This window comes from Chryseobacterium carnipullorum (assembly GCF_900142785.1).
Taxonomy (GTDB): Bacteria; Bacteroidota; Bacteroidia; order Flavobacteriales; family Weeksellaceae; genus Chryseobacterium; species Chryseobacterium carnipullorum.
In genome coordinates, this window is record NZ_FRCD01000004.1 from 202,840 (window position 1) to 217,256 (window position 14,417).

The 14,417-nt window shown below is 35.7% G+C and carries 15 protein-coding genes; 4 read left to right on the top strand and 11 right to left on the bottom strand.

Annotated elements, in window-relative coordinates; genetic code table 11:
* Positions 1 to 18 precede the first annotated feature (18 nt).
* Positions 19 to 1,743 (top strand): amidohydrolase, encoded by a 1,725-nt coding sequence (locus BUC06_RS06330; protein ID WP_073331299.1) that lies wholly within the window; start codon positions 19 to 21, stop codon positions 1,741 to 1,743.
* A gap of 141 nt (positions 1,744 to 1,884) precedes the next feature.
* Here BUC06_RS06330 and BUC06_RS06335 read toward each other — a convergent pair whose 3' ends face one another.
* The 8 genes from BUC06_RS06335 to BUC06_RS06370 all read right to left on the bottom strand — a co-directional run bounded on the left by BUC06_RS06335 (position 1,885) and on the right by BUC06_RS06370 (position 8,248).
* Positions 1,885 to 2,496 (bottom strand): inorganic pyrophosphatase, encoded by a 612-nt coding sequence (locus tag BUC06_RS06335; RefSeq protein ID WP_073331303.1) that lies wholly within the window; start codon positions 2,494 to 2,496, stop codon positions 1,885 to 1,887.
* 17 nt (positions 2,497 to 2,513) lie between these two features.
* Positions 2,514 to 3,026 (bottom strand): DUF7935 family protein, encoded by a 513-nt coding sequence (locus BUC06_RS06340; protein WP_073331306.1) that lies wholly within the window; start codon positions 3,024 to 3,026, stop codon positions 2,514 to 2,516.
* 24 nt (positions 3,027 to 3,050) lie between these two features.
* Positions 3,051 to 4,214 carry a hypothetical protein gene (locus BUC06_RS06345; protein WP_073331309.1) on the bottom strand — a complete coding sequence of 388 codons (1,164 nt, stop codon included), beginning with the start codon at positions 4,212 to 4,214 and terminating at the stop codon, positions 3,051 to 3,053.
* 101 nt (positions 4,215 to 4,315) lie between these two features.
* Positions 4,316 to 5,248 carry a phytanoyl-CoA dioxygenase family protein gene (locus BUC06_RS06350; protein WP_073331312.1) on the bottom strand — a complete coding sequence of 311 codons (933 nt, stop codon included), beginning with the start codon at positions 5,246 to 5,248 and terminating at the stop codon, positions 4,316 to 4,318.
* Positions 5,249 to 5,340: 92 nt separating this feature from the next.
* Complete coding sequence (locus BUC06_RS06355; protein WP_083563998.1) at positions 5,341 to 6,252, bottom strand: hypothetical protein; 912 nt, start codon at positions 6,250 to 6,252, stop codon at positions 5,341 to 5,343.
* Positions 6,249 to 6,926: a RadC family protein gene (gene radC, locus BUC06_RS06360; RefSeq protein ID WP_073331317.1), complete on the bottom strand. Its 678-nt coding sequence runs from the start codon at positions 6,924 to 6,926 to the stop codon at positions 6,249 to 6,251. Before radC ends, BUC06_RS06355 begins: the two co-directional genes overlap by 4 nt.
* Before the next feature lie 58 nt (positions 6,927 to 6,984).
* A complete protein-coding gene (locus tag BUC06_RS06365) occupies positions 6,985 to 7,563 on the bottom strand; it encodes a murein L,D-transpeptidase catalytic domain-containing protein (RefSeq protein ID WP_073331320.1) in 579 nt (192 codons plus the stop codon).
* 16 nt (positions 7,564 to 7,579) lie between these two features.
* Positions 7,580 to 8,248: an ABC transporter ATP-binding protein gene (locus BUC06_RS06370; RefSeq protein WP_073331323.1), complete on the bottom strand. Its 669-nt coding sequence runs from the start codon at positions 8,246 to 8,248 to the stop codon at positions 7,580 to 7,582.
* Between the two features lie 182 nt (positions 8,249 to 8,430).
* Between BUC06_RS06370 and BUC06_RS06375 the strand changes: the two genes are divergently transcribed.
* Positions 8,431 to 9,597, top strand: a complete 1,167-nt coding sequence (locus BUC06_RS06375; RefSeq protein WP_073331326.1) for a hypothetical protein — start codon at positions 8,431 to 8,433, stop codon at positions 9,595 to 9,597.
* A gap of 79 nt (positions 9,598 to 9,676) precedes the next feature.
* Here the strand turns inward: BUC06_RS06375 and BUC06_RS06380 are convergent, their stop codons facing one another.
* Entirely contained in the window at positions 9,677 to 11,290 is a 1,614-nt protein-coding gene (locus tag BUC06_RS06380) for a 2-oxo acid dehydrogenase subunit E2 (protein ID WP_073331329.1), read from the bottom strand.
* Between the two features lie 95 nt (positions 11,291 to 11,385).
* The gene (gene pdhA, locus BUC06_RS06385) at positions 11,386 to 12,387 is read right to left on the bottom strand and encodes a pyruvate dehydrogenase (acetyl-transferring) E1 component subunit alpha (RefSeq protein ID WP_073331332.1); all 1,002 of its coding nucleotides are present in this window, start codon (positions 12,385 to 12,387) and stop codon (positions 11,386 to 11,388) included.
* 124 nt (positions 12,388 to 12,511) lie between these two features.
* Between pdhA and BUC06_RS06390 the strand changes: the two genes are divergently transcribed.
* Together BUC06_RS06390 and BUC06_RS06395 are read left to right on the top strand one after the other, a co-directional pair.
* Entirely contained in the window at positions 12,512 to 13,114 is a 603-nt protein-coding gene (locus tag BUC06_RS06390) for a phosphatase PAP2 family protein (protein WP_083564000.1), read from the top strand.
* Positions 13,115 to 13,121: 7 nt separating this feature from the next.
* The gene (locus BUC06_RS06395; RefSeq protein ID WP_073331335.1) at positions 13,122 to 13,619 is read left to right on the top strand and encodes a BlaI/MecI/CopY family transcriptional regulator; all 498 of its coding nucleotides are present in this window, start codon (positions 13,122 to 13,124) and stop codon (positions 13,617 to 13,619) included.
* A gap of 275 nt (positions 13,620 to 13,894) precedes the next feature.
* Here the strand turns inward: BUC06_RS06395 and BUC06_RS06400 are convergent, their stop codons facing one another.
* Positions 13,895 to 14,263 carry an RNA recognition motif domain-containing protein gene (locus BUC06_RS06400; protein WP_034727704.1) on the bottom strand — a complete coding sequence of 123 codons (369 nt, stop codon included), beginning with the start codon at positions 14,261 to 14,263 and terminating at the stop codon, positions 13,895 to 13,897.
* Positions 14,264 to 14,417 lie beyond the last annotated feature (154 nt).

The following is a 14,417-nucleotide window of genomic DNA, read 5'->3' on the forward strand; positions in this document are numbered from 1 at the left end:
CACAAAACAGAATATAGTATGAGAGTATTAATTTATTTAGTCTTTTCAGCATTTCTTATGGTCAACTGTCAAAACAGAATGCCTAAAGAAAAAGCAGATGTTCTTTATTTCGGAGGAACTATTTTAACCATGGAAGATGCAACACCTGAAGTAGAGGCGATTGCTTTAAAAAATGGCAAAATACTTTTTGCAGGAACTCAGGCAGAAGCAGATCGTTATAAAGGCGATCAAACAAAGGTCTTTGATCTTAAAGGTAAAGTTTTACTTCCCGGTTTTATTGACGTTCATGGACACTTGACTTCACGGGCAGGAATGATGCAGGCTATAGACCTGTTTCCGGAACCTTACGGGACCGTCAATTCCATTCAGGACCTTCAGATGACCATTAAAAAATACATTAAAGATCATTCAACCCCGAAAACCCAGCCGATTATAGGGAATGGCTATGATGATGCGATTATGACGGAACATCGGCATCCTACCAAAGATGAGCTGGATGCGATAAGTATGACTAATCCAATTATAGTTATTCATACTTCCGGACATGCCAGTGTAGCAAATACCGCCATGCTAAAGCTTTTGGGAATATCTGACTCTTCAAAGGATCCTGAAGGCGGACATTACGGAAGAGATAAAAAAACAGGGAAACTCAATGGTAAATTAGAAGAAAATGCCAGTTTTAAAGCCCTTCTTGCGCTCACAGAAAAGATGAGTAAAGAGGCAGGTAATTCGCAGGATCAAGCCATTAAGAATCTCATGAAAGCTCAGGATGAATGGTTGAGTTACGGCCAGACTACAATCTGTGACGGTAGGACAATGGGAGAAAGTGTAGGTCTGCTGGAAAAAGCTGCTTCTGAACATCTTTTTAAAGCCGACATTGTCTATTTCCCGGATTATGAATACTTCAAAAAGGATCTGAATATTTTTAAGCCCAAGTATATGAAGTACAACAATCATCTAAAACTTGGAGGCTTCAAATTTTCGGACGACGGCTCTCCTCAGGGTAAAACCGCATGGCTCACAAAACCTTATCTTGTGCCACCTGAAGGTCAGTCTGCAGATTACAAAGGCTTTCCTATCTTTTCTGATCAGGTTTTATATGATGATCTGAAGACTTTGTTTCAGAACCATATTACGGCACAGCTTCATGTGAATGGTGATGCTGCGATTGATCAGGCATTACGGGTGATTGGAAAACTAAAAGAAGAAAACATTTACAAACCTGAACTGAGGGCTACTCTTATTCATGTTCAGAACAGCCGCCCGGATCATATTCAAAAGATTAAAGATATCGGTCTCATCCCATCTTATTTTTCTACTCATGTTTATTTATGGGGTGACTGGCATTACTCCAGTGTTTTCGGACCGGAAAGGGCTTCATTTATCAGCCCCGCCAATTCTGCATTGAAGGCAGGAATTATTTTCACGATGCATCATGATGCTCCGGTAACTCCTCCTGATCTGATTACAGCTATGTATTCGGCAGTCAACAGGAAAACGCGTTCGGGAAGAATTCTCGGACCAGATGAAAGAATCACCCCTCTTCAGGCATTAAAAGCAATCACCATCAATGCAGCTTATCAACTTCAGGAAGAGGAAACAAAAGGCTCCATTAAATCAGGGAAACTCGCGGATCTTGTCATCCTTGATCAAAATTCGCTGACTATTAATCCGGAACAAATCCGAAGTATCAAGGTATTAGAAACTATCAAAGAAGGAGTTTCTGTTTATCAAAGGAAATAAAATTATTTTCTGTTTTTAGGATGACTCTTATGCTTTCATAACTGAAAATGATCGTTGTACCGTCTATATCTTAATCATTGGCCAATAAAAAGGCAGATGAAAATTCATCTGCCTTTTATAATTATTTAGGAATGCTGTTTCTTAGCCTCCGAATTTTTCTGCGTAATCTTTTTGAGAAGCTACAATCACTTTTCTGGCGTGCTCAGCTCCGTATACCTCGTGAATTCTGCATTTTGCAGGCTCATCCGGTAAATTTTTATAAGTTAGGAAGTAGTGCATTAATCTTTTAACCTCTGCTTCAGGAAGCTCAGCGATATCTCTGAAATGTCCGAATGCGTGGTCACCGATCATTACTGCAACGATTTTATCATCAGCTTCCCCACCATCAATCATTTTGAATCCACCGATTGGAATCGCTTCCATTAATAATCCTCCGGAATGGATATTGTGAGAGCTTAATACACAAATATCAAGCGGATCATGATCTCCTTCCGTTACATCATCAGCTCCAGCTTCAACAGCCAGTTTCATTACTTCATTGTGGCAATAGGTTCTTGGAACAAATCCATATAAAGCGGGGATGATATTGGAAAATTTCTGAGGTCTGTCTACCTTTAAAAATCCTGTTTCTTTATCTACTTCATATTTAATGGTATCTGAAGGAACGATTTCCACGAATACGTTGACAACATTTGGCGCATCTTCTCCTGCAGAAACCCCATGCCATGGATGTGCTTTAAAATTTGGAATCATTATTTATCTGTTATTTTTTAAGTTATAATTAAAATTTCTCTTCTAAGGTCTTCTATTGTGGCAGCAATATAGTCATCGCTTTCCATATAATTCATGATGAAAATGGTTTTGAATTCTTCAAGATCGGCATTTCCATTCAGTCCGTCATAAGTTTTGTGAAGTAGGTCTATTAAAGCATTCTTAGAATCCACAATGTTTTTCCATGAAGCTTTTGTAATATACAGCTGTTGTGAAGAATTGTATTCAAACTCATCATTGATAGTCTTTTCGGTCAGAAAGATGAATTCATGAGCTGCAAGATCTTTATCAAACTTCTGAATAATATTTGACGGTTTTATTCTTTCTAAAAAGAGCGTCATCCTTTCATAGGAATGGGCCTTATTTTCAGCATTGGATTTTACAGAAAGAAGCTTGATCTCCTGATTTTTAAGGGTAATGTAAGAATGTACAAATTGTCTGAGCAAAACCAGAAAAGGTATTGCGATAATCAATGCAAAAGCATACGGTAAATATCCTGAAAAACTAGTCATAATTTTAGACCGCAAAATTACTAATTATTTTCCGGCTTCTAAAGAGTTTTTAAATATATCGGTCTTAGAATTCTGAATGTAGATGAGAGACAGTATAATGATGAGATAAAAACCAATCATCATCCTGTTCGCCAAACTGGGAAAAACAAGGAATCTTAGAAATACAGAGGCATAAATGGCACCGAAAAACAGACATTGCGCCCAGCTTTTTTTACTGCTCACTGAAAATTTATTAGCTAAAATAACGACAATGAATAATAGCAGTAACGGAAAATAGGAACCATTGAAGTCAAGCATTATAGTCTTCTTGATAAAATTGAAATAGTCCGGAAAATAAAATGGATCGGGATTCGATATTGGATAAATCTGAACTTTTGTAAACTGATTCATAAATAAAGTGGACCAGGAAATCTGGTTGAAATACTGGATCAGAAAGAAGGAAAGAAAAACATAACCATAAGATAGAAATAGTTTTACCGTTGTAATCTGAAGGCTGTTTTTAAAAAAATAAGCCAGGATATAAAAAAATGAGTATAAAATGAAATATTCAGGTCTTGTTAAAATACACAGCATGGCAAAAACCGTAGCAGCAAGATGATTCTTTCTGACCATAAACACATATAAGCTTAGTAACAATAATAAACAGGATAAACTGTCTGCCGAAGCATGCCTGCTGGCTTCCAGAAGAGGTTTGAACAGGGAAATTAAGATCGTTATGATGAATGCTAAAGGATAATTTTTTATCGTTTTAATCAGGTAACAGAATACTAAAATCAGGATCAGAACATAAGAAACAATTGAGGTTAAAAATACGGAAGTTGTAATTTTAAAACCTAATTTAAAGAACATCAGATTAACAAAATTATAAAAAGGTTTTACAGAAAACAGCTGCAGTTCTTCTCCGTAAGCTTTTGGATTTTCTGAAAGAACTTTATAATAGGTATTCTCGCCTTTTGCAATTTCTTCATCCTGAGGAGTGATGCCGAAAAGTTTGGGATTGGTTCCTTTCAGTTCATTATATACCTTTTTGTGGATATCCTCTATTTTCATATCGGGATATTCTGCTTTATAGATTAGACCTGCATAAGCCTCAAGATCTACATTGTAATACTGATGGGTATACAAATACCACGACATCACACATAAATAGATTGAAAAAATAAAAACAAGAATATTTCTGTTTTTCATTTGCATTTTTGTTTTGTTCTGTAAGAATGCAAAAGTAAAAAAACTATTTGTTCAGCCGTTATTATTATTCAACTTATTATTTTGCGAGAAAAAGACAGGCATTATAACTGGAATAATGCAGGTCGCTGAGTCACTTCATGATAACATACACTGTTTTCATCAAAAAAGTGATATACCAGACTTTTCCTTGTTTTGTTTTTATCTGTATGAGGCTCGCCACCGTGAAGGATATTGGCGTGCCATATGAGCATATCTCCTTTTTTAGCCCTGAAAATCTCTTTTTTTAAACCCAGTTCCTTTACCTTACCATCTAAAAATTCTTCATAAGCCCGATAGCTCTTTTTTCCAATCCTCAATGCGTCCCCTTCATTCTCATAATCAGAATTCAGAAAATAAGGAAGTTTATGACTTCCTGGTATATAGTGAAGTGCACCATTGGTCTCATCCACATCTTCCAAAGCAATCCATACTCCCAGAAGTCCGCCAAGCGGATAGGTGGTCATATGAATACTGTCTGAATGTGTTTTTTGCTGGCTTCCGTTGATAAAATTAATACTTTGAAAAAGCTTCGCCTGACCATCCAATAGTACGGAAAGAAAGTCCAGAAGGTTTTTATTGTTTCCTATATTTTTAATAATCTCAGAATGATGGATGGCAAACATGAGTTTTCCGCCATAAATAAATTTCAGCGTCCCATTTTGCATAAGCTTTTCAATTTCATTATTGATCTTATCTGCATCATCTGTACTGATAAAATTCCTTAAGATCATATATCCGTTATCATCGTAGTGTAAGGCACTTTCTTTATTTTCAGCAGTTAAACCTTTGAAAAATTCGGTATTAACCATTTTTTCATGAGTAATGGTTCTTTCGGAAGCCGGAAGATGCGCAAAATCAGAACTGGAAATACTGGAAAAGTATTTTTTGTTGACTCCATATTTTTTGTATAAAGGAATATTATGCTGTAACTTTTTCTTGTTAAAAAAATTATAAATGATATAGGGCAGTTTATAATGACGGATCTGCTTTAGCATGGCTGAAATGTTAGTATTAAATACTTGATAAAGGTAACAAATATTATTTAATTAAAACCATTCTAAATAACGGTTTACATATGATAATAATCCTAAAAAAACTTTCCTCTCATCATAAGTGATGCAAAATTTTTGACAAGAGCCTTTTTTGAGTTATCAATTACCGCATAGGGCTTCAATTCTGGTCTGAAACCTCTAAAAAACTCTTCAATACTTGGAAGATTTCCTCCTTCAAAATCAAAAATATAGTTTTCTATATTTTCTTTGATGACATGGTCTATCAGTGTAGATGCCCCTGCCATCTTAATATATTTTTTATCATTAAATGTTCCTAAGAGAGCAATCGTATCATAATCTGAATAGGTGGCGATCATATTCGTAATTTCATTGTGAAAATAAAAAGCAAAGAATTTCAGATATTTTAATGAATAGAATGCCTCCAACGTTTTCAGTAAAGCGACTGAATCATGTTCCTTATCCAGTCCTACTACATTTTCCCTTATAAACTTTTCTGCTTTCGGATAGCTTATCTCTTTTATTGCTGAATTTTCCAGTACTTCATCATCCAAGCGTAATTTTCTTTTTCTTTTTGGCGAATACTTAGCAAAAACTTCAGTATAATTACCCGGATATAAAAGAAAATTTTTCTTGGTGTCTAATTTGGATTCAAAGCTGTTGGTTTCGTTAAAATAGTAAACTTTGACGAGATAGTTTTTTTGAAGAAAGTGAAGGAACCTCTCATTCATCTTCTGATCATCTTTTGCTGAAAAGACCCCAAGTTGCTGGCACATCAGAGGATTGTGGACTATTTTGATCCTTTTTTTGGAGATAAAAGGAACAGGCATTACCGCTTCATAGTCCTTGTATACTAAAACATCCCATTGTTTATTGGCTGTCACATCTAAGAAATCTTTTGATGCTGAGTATTTTCTTTGTTCTGAATTTTCGAGACAGTCAGCATATTTCTTAAAATCGATCTCTTTATATTTCAATCTTCTAATCATAATAATCCTTCATCTGAGAAACTAAAATAGGTGTCGTGCGTAACAATCACATGATCCAGAAGCTGGATGCTTAATGTTTTTCCGGCTTCTTTTATTTTTTGGGTAATTCCCATATCTTCTTTGCTGGGTTTCAAACTTCCTGAAGGATGATTGTGGGCAATGATAATTCCAGTAGAGAAATGATCCAGAGCAGTTTTAAATAAAACTCTCACATCTACTACAGACTGGCTGATCCCGCCTTGTGTCAACTGTGAGACATGAATCACTTTATTGCTCTGATTCAGAAACATCGCCCAAAACTCTTCGGTCCTTAAGTCTGAAAGTTTATTTTTAAGGATAAAATAAACATCCTTGCTGTTGGAAATAACGGGTTTCTCAGGGATTTCCTGAACAGCTCTCCTTTTTCCTATTTCTAATGCTGCAATAATAGAAAGAGCTTTTACTTCTCCTATTCCTTTGAATTTCATCAGTTCTTTACTGGAAAGAAGGCTCAGCTGATGCCAACTGTTATTTACTGATGATAGAATTTTTCTTGCCAGCTCCAATGCACTCTCCTCTCTGCTTCCGCTTCCCATAATAATTGCCAGAAGTTCAGAATCAGAAAGTGAACTTTTACCTTTCTGTAAAAATTTCTCTCGGGGTCTGTCGTCTTTAGCAAGTAATTTTATGGTCATCTTTTGGAGATTAGAGATTAAGTTACAATTATATAGATTTTAAATCATTTGGATAAATTTAATAAAATGCATACATGATAACAGGCTGTTTTGAATGGTCCAGGTATTGAGCCGTTTGAATCAGTGCATTATGAGAAAGCATAGGACATCCTAAACTCAAACATGCAGGATTTCGTGATTCCTGATCCGGAACACATCCTAATGAATGCAACACGATGGCACGCTCCATAGCATTACTGTTCCCGGTATCCAGCCCCCTGAGCCTGTAAGCTTTTCCGAATTTCCCGTTATAACTATTCAGAATTTCATACTTTCCCAATGAAGACTGATAGGAGCCTTCTGTATTACTGAACTGAAGAGCATCTGAATTCTTAATCACCGAACCTGAACCATGAGAAACAATTGCCTTTTGTAATAGTTTATTATTTTTCAGATCATACACAAAGTATCTGTATTTTCCAGAATATATTTTAAAATTAATAAAAACAGCGATATCCTGATTGTAATTTTTACCTTTTAAAAAATGTTTAAGTTCCAAAACTTTTACGGCCGGAAGAATCTCAGACAAACTGTTTTCCTGGGACTCAGCTTTAGAGCAGGAAATAATAAAAAGGAACAGGAAAATAAACTTTTTCATTAAGGTTAACAGGGATTTATTCGATGATCATTCCATCTTTCATCACTAGTTTTCTGTCCGTGATTTCTGCAAGGTTCGGGTTGTGTGTTACAATGACAAACGTCTGGTTATATTTATCTCTCAGATCAAAAAATAATCTGTGAAGATCATCCGCATTCTTTGAGTCTAAGTTTCCCGTAGGCTCATCCGCAAAAATAATTTTTGGAGAATTGATCAAAGCTCTTGCTACTGCTACCCTTTGCGCTTCCCCTCCTGATAACTGGTTGGGTTTATGGTTCAGTCTCTGCTCTATTTTAAGGTCTTCAAATAAAGCATAGGCTTTCTCTAAGGCCTCTTTTTCATTCGCTCCTCCTATTTTGGTAGGAAGCAATACATTTTCTAAAGCGGTAAACTCAGGAAGAAGCTGATGAAACTGAAATACGAAACCAATATTGTGGTTTCTGAATTTTGAGAGCTCCTTATCATTCATATTAATGAAAGATTCTCCTGCAATGCTAATTTCCGTATTATACTTACTGGAATTGCTTGGATGATCCAAAGTTCCTAAAATCTGAAGCAATGTAGACTTTCCTGCTCCAGATTCGCCTACAATAGAAACCACTTCACCTGTTTTAATGTGAATATCAACTCCCTTCAGTACTTCTAAATTTCCATAAGATTTATGGATATTACTTGCTTTAATCATGATTCAAAAATAGTAATTTGATTTTAAAATTCAGTCATAAAACTGATATGTTGGCAATATTTTTAAGCAGCATAAAACTACACAAAGAGGGTATTTTAAAAGGAGTAATGTTTAGATAGATTTGAATATCGTTATAACGGAAGTACAAAATTTTACATTCCAACTAAAAAACAGAAAATAAAATGCTAAAAACAAATTTCGAAACAAAAATTGATTTTACGGAAAGAAAAATTCAAGAGTTTCTTTTTGACAAAAACCAACAGAATTACCAGAGGAGTCCAACTGCTAAAAGCGGATTTTTTTATTCCAATGATAAGGTTGCCAATGATCATACGATTAATGCATCCTATAAACAGAAAGTAAAATATTCTGTACGGGAATTCTGGTGTGTTATACAAAATAATATATCGGTACAAAATAATCCGATCACTATTGTATACGAGCAGGAAGTAGATATTAATCCTGAATATCTGATCTATTTTAAAGAAGGAATGAGCGATGAATCCATTGCTTATGCCAAAAACATTATCAGTCAGTATCGTTTTGATACCGGAATTGACGTTGAAGAATGGATAGAATCGAAGCTAAATATTTTATTAACAGAGGATATGTTCTATATAGAAACCTCATTAAATATCACAAAAACAGGAGATAGAATAGAGTTTAATACTGATCAGCGCTATGCATTTTTACGGGTATATCATCTCATTGATGAAGATCTTGAAAAGCAGAAACCTGTAAAAAGTCAGGTTCATATCATCGATGACGGAGATCTTTCACACTGGCAAAAAGAATCTAAAACAAGGCTTGAAAAATTAAAATATGAAGAATTAATATTAGGTATTATTGAACCTAAGCAAGATCCTGCCATAAAAGAATACCCTGTAAATACTGCTATTCCTGAAGCGCAAAAAATTACTGACGTACTCTCTGCTATTTCAAGTTCACTGATTCCTTCAGATTGTGGAGTGATGAATTTTAAGACCATAAAATTATTGACTCTCTTTAATTTTCCTGAATTTAAAGTTGAAATGATCGACCATAGAATTAGAATCGGATGTTCGGATATTATTATAAGTCTGCCTGTGCTAAGGATAAGAAATGCCCAGATTGTTTTTTACATCTATTATTCGGTTCCTGATGATATCACCCAGGTTTTATTAAAAATAATGACTGTCTGTGCAACAAGAGCTGCCCTTGAAGCTGCTGTTTTAGGTGTTATAACCAGCAATCCTGCGGTGGCCATTGCTGTATTTAATAATCAATTTAAAAACTGTATTCAGCAGGAAGCCCTAAAATGTATAAATCCTGGGATTATGACATTGAAAGAAACCGACGAATGGCATTAAGCCATCATAATCATTATATTTTTCAACACAAAAAAACCTCTCAAAATGAGAGGTTTTACTATTTGTATAATCCAGATTGTTACAGCAACAAAGTTAATGGACTTTCCAGATATGTTTTTAAAGTCTGTAAGAACTGAGCTCCGGTAGCACCGTCTACCACTCTGTGGTCACATGCTAATGAAAGCTTCATGATATTTCCTACTACGATCTGACCGTCTTTAACAATCGGTTTTTCAATGATTGCTCCTACTGAAAGGATCGCAGAGTTCGGCTGGTTGATGATACTTGTAAATGTTTCGATTCCGAACATACCCAGGTTTGAAACCGAGAATGTAGAACCTTCCATTTCATTGGCTTTAAGACCTTTATTTTTCGCTCTTGTCGCCATATCTTTTACCGCTGCAGAAATCTGAGTGTAGTTCATCTGATCTGTATTTTTAAGTACAGGAACTACTAATCCGTCAGGAATAGCTACTGCGACACCTACATTAATATTTCCTCTGTGGATCACCTTATCTCCTGCCCAGCTTGAATTCACCTGTGGATGTTTTCTTAAAGCCACTGCAGTCGCCTTAATGATCATATCATTGAAAGAGATTTTAGTATCCGGTAAAGAATTGATTTCTTTTCTGGCCTCAATCGCTTTATCCATATTGATCTCTACCATCAGATAATAGTGAGGAGCAGAGAATTTACTTTCAGCAAGACGTTTTGCAATAATATTTCTTACCTGAGAGTTTGGTGTTTCTGTATCTTCACCCTGAACAAAACTCAATGCCACCTGAGCTGCTGCCGGAGCAGAAGCTGCTGGCTGAGCCTGTGCCTGAGAAGGTTGATAGTTTTCAATATCTTTTTTAACGATTCTTCCGTTTTCTCCTGATCCATTCACGCTGTTGATATCAACACCTTTGTCCTGAGCCATTTTTTTAGCCAATGGAGAAATAGCTACTCTGTCTGAAGATGAAGAACTTACAGCAGGAGCTGCCTTTTCTTCTGCTTTAGCTTCGGTTTTCTGTTCTGCAGGCTTTTCAGTAGACTGAGCCGCTGCTTTTGGAGCACCTACCGCAGAAACATCTGTTCCTTCCGGACCGATAATCGCCAACACTGAATCTACAGGAGCCGCACCACCTTCTTCTACCCCTTGCTTCAATAGGATTCCATTGAATTCAGATTCGAAATCCTGAACTGCTTTATCTGTTTCGATTTCAGCAAGAAGATCACCTTCTTTTACAGTATCGCCAACATTTTTATGCCATTTCGCCACTTTACCTTCTGTCATTGTATCAGAAAGTCTTGGCATGGTAATAATTTCTACACCTGCAGGAACTTCTGCACTAGTCTGCTCAACACTGGTAGCGTTATTTTCTGTTTTCGATTCTTCTTCAGATTTTTTTTCTTCAGAACCTCCGGTAGCAGGAGCAGCAGCCCCACCGGTTAATCCTGAAATATCTTCCCCTTCATTTCCGATAATCGCTAAAACAGAGTCTACAGCAGCAGCAGATCCTTCTTCTACACCAATGTATAAAAGAGTTCCGTTTATCTCAGATTCGAAATCCTGAACAGCTTTATCTGTTTCAATTTCGGCTAAAATATCTCCTTCTTTTACTTTATCTCCTACGTTTTTATGCCATTTCGCCACTTTACCTTCCGTCATAGTGTCGGAAAGGCGGGGCATCGTAATTACTTCTGCCATAATTTATTGTATTAATTTGTTAATGTGATGATGTGATGATAAGAACAGTGAACATTGAGTTAACACATCATCTATCATCGAATCAGCAAATTATTTTAGTTTTCTAATTGATCTAAGAACGGGTAATTTTCCTGAGCATAAACATATTCATAGATTTTGTCTGTATCCGGATACGGAGAGTTTTCCATGAATTCAATACACTCATCTACAAAATCTCTTGATTTGTTGTCGATAGCTTCCAATTCAGTTTCGGTAGCCCATCCGTTTTCAAGGATTCTATGTTTTACCAGTTCCATTGGGTCATCATTCTTATGAATGGCTACTTCTTCCTTGCTTCTGTAAGGTTCAGCGTCAGACATAGAGTGCCCTCTGTAACGGTATGTTCTTGCTTCAATGAAGGTTGGTCCGTCTCCTCTTCTTGCTCTTTCAATTGCTTCGTAAGCTGCCTCAGCAACTTTCTCGGGATCCATTGCATCTACAGCAAGGCAAGGCATTTCATATCCTAAACCTAATTTGTAAATATCTTCGTGGTTAGCGGTTCTTTTCACAGAAGTTCCCATGGCATACTGGTTGTTTTCAACCACAAATACGACAGGAAGTTTCCAGTTCATCGCCATATTGAATGTTTCATGAAGCGATCCCTGTCTTGCAGCTCCGTCTCCGAAGAAACAGATGTTTACTGCTTTTCTGTCAAAATACTTATCTGCAAAAGCAATTCCAGCTCCCAAAGGAATCTGTCCTCCTACGATACCGTGTCCACCATAGAAACGGTGTTCTTTGCTGAAAATGTGCATAGATCCACCCATGCCTCCGGAAGTTCCGGTAGCTTTACCGCAAAGTTCAGCCATGATTCTCTTAGGATCTACTCCCATCGCCATTGGATGGATGTGGCATCTGTAAGCAGTAATCATACTGTCTTTTGTTAAATCCATTGCATGCGTGAAGCCGGCAGGAATAGCCTCCTGACCGTTATACAAATGTAAAAAACCTCTGATCTTTTGTTTTAGATAAAGAGAACGGCATTTGTCTTCAAACCTTCTCCACATTGTCATATCTTCATACCACTTCAGGTATACCTCTTTAGAAAATTCTTTCATGTGCTAGCTCTTGCTTTTTTATGATGAATATTTGAGCAAAATTATAAAAAAAACTTTGTTTTTATCGTATACATACTAATTGTTTTTTTGCTTATAGTGTTATATTTGAATTTTAAACTTGAACATGGAAGAAAAACAGCCTTCAATGGTACATAAAATTTCAAGAATCATCTCAGATTTTTTCAATCCACTTGTTTCTTTATTTATTTTTTTCGTTTACATGAGTATAAGAGAAAACTCATATAAAAACTCTATCCTTTACTTTGCCCCTATATTATTGATAATTATTGCTCCGGTAGTGATCTGGCTGGTATGGAATGTAAAAACCGGAAGATATACCAATATGGATGTTTCTGATCGTGTTCAGAGAAAAAGTCTGTATCTCTTTATTGCTGCCTGCGTGATCACTTACCTGATTTTTAATTATGTCAGGAACGGATATATTGATCTGGTGATGCTCTTTATTCTGATTTTGGTTTTCACAATGCAAATCAGTAATTTTTTCATCAAAAGTTCGATGCATACAGCCTTTAATATTTTTGTGGCAGCCTTATTTTTCACCCTGAACTGGAAAGCAGGGCTGATCTGGCTGGGAATTGCTGCTTTAGTGGGAATTACAAGAATTATTTTAAAAAGACATACGGTAAAGGAAGTATTTATGGGTGCCGGAATAGCATTTATGGTATCTTTTATTTATCTTTATTGCAATATACAATTTCAACATTAAGAATTCTATGAAAATAAATCATCTTACCGCTGCTGAGGAAAATTTTATGAAGCTGTTCTGGAAGCTTGAATCTTTTTATCTGAAAGACATCATGGAGCAGCATCCTGAGCCGAAGCCGCATCAGAATACCGTTTCTACCTATTTAAAAATATTAGTGGAAAAAGGCTATATCACGACTCAAAAAGAAGGCAGAATCTTTAAATATACTGTAGTTGTTCCCTCTGAAGAGTACAGAAAATTTTTATTAAAAGAGCTTTCTCATAATTTTTTCAATGATTCAGGGAAGGAAATTCTGGACTTTTTATTGAACGAAAAATTAATATCTCAGGATGATCTGAAAAATTATTTTGATCTTAAAATCGAGACTGTTCCTTCGAAAATTGAAGAACCGAAGTTTGAATATGCAGAAGAAGTCTTAAATCCTAAGAAAATTAAAAAAGTCAAAACAAAAGAAAAGGATAAGGAAAAAGATAAAGACAAGAAGAAAAAGAAGAAAAAAGATTAAACATATCCATTCAAGTAGATGGAAAGCTATAGAGTATTATATTGTCATATATAAAGGATCATTCTCTTCTATCCAAAGTATCTGTACATCATCTAACAAGTAAACCTGACCGCTTATCCATTGTATTCTGATTTCCTCAAATCTCAGTTTTATCCAGTAATAAGCTGCTGTTCTATAATAAAATATCCCTTTTTAAAAAACTGAAAAACCTTCAGTCTGTTTAAAAAGGGATATATAGTGCATAAAAAAAGCGGCTAAAAAGCCGCCTTATATTTTTACCAACGATTTCCGCCGCCGTTACCACCACGGTTGTTTCCACCACCGTAGCCGCTACCGCCGCCTCTATTGTTGTTTCCTCCGTAACCACCTCCTCTGTTGTTGTCAAAGCTTCTTCTTGGCTTTTCTTCTCTTGGCTTAGCTTCAGATACGTTTAACTCTTTTCCGTTAAATTCTTTCTGATTAAGAGCTTCGATAGCTTGCTTTCCTTCTTCATCTCCCATTTCTACAAAACCGAAACCTCTTGAACGGCCAGTTTCTCTGTCTGTAACGATTTTAGCTGATGATACATCACCAAATTCTGCGAATAGATCGTGCAACTCATATTCTTTAGTTGCGTAATTGATGTTTGAAACAAAAATGTTCATTTTAAATAAAAATTAAAAATTAATAAAAATTTGGTATATAAAAGAAAAGCAACATAAATTAATGAACAAATATTGATTCCAAATATAAACGTATGCAAGATACAATTTAAAATTTTAAATCAAAGCTTTTTTTAAAGTATTTATCACTGTCGTA

Excerpts from the sequence above, each read along its gene's own strand:
- BUC06_RS06330 (WP_073331299.1), top strand. The coding sequence starts at position 19 with ATGAGAGTATTAATTTATTTAGTCTTTTCAGCATTTCTTATGGTCAAC.
- BUC06_RS06335 (WP_073331303.1), bottom strand. The coding sequence starts at position 2,496 with ATGATTCCAAATTTTAAAGCACATCCATGGCATGGGGTTTCTGCAGGA.
- BUC06_RS06340 (WP_073331306.1), bottom strand. The coding sequence starts at position 3,026 with ATGACTAGTTTTTCAGGATATTTACCGTATGCTTTTGCATTGATTATC.
- BUC06_RS06345 (WP_073331309.1), bottom strand. The coding sequence starts at position 4,214 with ATGAAAAACAGAAATATTCTTGTTTTTATTTTTTCAATCTATTTATGT.
- BUC06_RS06350 (WP_073331312.1), bottom strand. The coding sequence starts at position 5,248 with ATGCTAAAGCAGATCCGTCATTATAAACTGCCCTATATCATTTATAAT.
- BUC06_RS06355 (WP_083563998.1), bottom strand. The coding sequence starts at position 6,252 with ATGATTAGAAGATTGAAATATAAAGAGATCGATTTTAAGAAATATGCT.
- radC (WP_073331317.1), bottom strand. The coding sequence starts at position 6,926 with ATGACCATAAAATTACTTGCTAAAGACGACAGACCCCGAGAGAAATTT.
- BUC06_RS06365 (WP_073331320.1), bottom strand. The coding sequence starts at position 7,563 with ATGAAAAAGTTTATTTTCCTGTTCCTTTTTATTATTTCCTGCTCTAAA.
- BUC06_RS06370 (WP_073331323.1), bottom strand. The coding sequence starts at position 8,248 with ATGATTAAAGCAAGTAATATCCATAAATCTTATGGAAATTTAGAAGTA.
- BUC06_RS06375 (WP_073331326.1), top strand. The coding sequence starts at position 8,431 with ATGCTAAAAACAAATTTCGAAACAAAAATTGATTTTACGGAAAGAAAA.
- BUC06_RS06380 (WP_073331329.1), bottom strand. The coding sequence starts at position 11,290 with ATGGCAGAAGTAATTACGATGCCCCGCCTTTCCGACACTATGACGGAA.
- pdhA (WP_073331332.1), bottom strand. The coding sequence starts at position 12,387 with ATGAAAGAATTTTCTAAAGAGGTATACCTGAAGTGGTATGAAGATATG.
- BUC06_RS06390 (WP_083564000.1), top strand. The coding sequence starts at position 12,512 with ATGGAAGAAAAACAGCCTTCAATGGTACATAAAATTTCAAGAATCATC.
- BUC06_RS06395 (WP_073331335.1), top strand. The coding sequence starts at position 13,122 with ATGAAAATAAATCATCTTACCGCTGCTGAGGAAAATTTTATGAAGCTG.
- BUC06_RS06400 (WP_034727704.1), bottom strand. The coding sequence starts at position 14,263 with ATGAACATTTTTGTTTCAAACATCAATTACGCAACTAAAGAATATGAG.